The 802-nt window shown below is 44.9% G+C and carries 3 protein-coding genes; all 3 read left to right on the forward strand.

Annotated features, from left to right (window positions below):
- Nucleotides 1-300: hypothetical protein (locus XpruCFBP8353_RS23665; RefSeq protein WP_211287871.1), on the forward strand; the 300-nt coding region annotated here is incomplete at its 5' end.
- A 2-nt stretch (nt 301-302) separates the two neighbouring features.
- The gene (imm45, locus tag XpruCFBP8353_RS23070) at nt 303-623 is read left to right on the forward strand and encodes an Imm45 family immunity protein (RefSeq protein ID WP_207759711.1); all 321 of its coding nucleotides are present in this window, start codon (nt 303-305) and stop codon (nt 621-623) included.
- Nucleotides 624-689: 66 nt separating this feature from the next.
- Nucleotides 690-802, forward strand: a 113-nt coding sequence (locus tag XpruCFBP8353_RS24705; protein ID WP_157935137.1) for a hemagglutinin repeat-containing protein, incomplete at its 3' end; no start/stop codon positions are given.

Consider the following 802-nt stretch of genomic DNA (forward strand, 5'->3'; position numbering starts at 1 on the left):
TTGAGATGTCTAGGAAACACTGGGCGTATCACTCCAGGTGAACGAGTTGCACAAGTTAAAACAATGGCTTCTGCGGTTGCAGCAGATAATGGACTTGTTAAATACAATAAGCTAACACGAATAAATGGTAGAGACGTATATAGCTCAAAAGATGGTTCGCTTTTTGCCGTAGATAGCCAGCATGGTCGATTTGAAGTAGTTGACGCAGAGACTGATCGACACCTTGGGGAAGTGGATTTTTCTTTCTCTTCTACAAAATCGGCGGCTCCAGATAAATCTCACAACCTTAAGGTTAAATGACTATGAAGTGGATTAAATTATTAGATTACCAGGGGGACACTATATATCGAGGCGGATTTATCAGGGTAAATGGATCCTACCCATATGAAAATTTTGTCGAATTTATGTTTTATGAAACTGGAGAGGATGATCGGATCTACGGTTTAATTGTCGCATCTGGCTACAAGGCCGGATTAAAACTCGTTAATCTCCCTAAGGAAAGCCTAACCACAAATGGAGGCATTTCCAAGGACTGGGTTATATCAAACTGGGATCGGTGGATATATCCAGAGTGTGACATTAACGACGTTTACTTTTTAGAGCGCCGTGACATAAATGCATAAAATTAGCTTTGGATGAGATTTCTCCGCTCCCTGAAATCCTAATCACCCAATCACCGCGACACCACACTGAAGGGCGCGGTGCTCTCCGCAGACACGGTGCTGGCCGACATCGGCGGCGACCTCAATATCGAGAGCCTGCAGGACACCAACACCTACGCCAGCAAGGACAAGGCGGTCGG

The organism is Xanthomonas prunicola (assembly GCF_002846205.1).
Lineage (GTDB): Bacteria > Pseudomonadota > Gammaproteobacteria > Xanthomonadales > Xanthomonadaceae > Xanthomonas > Xanthomonas prunicola.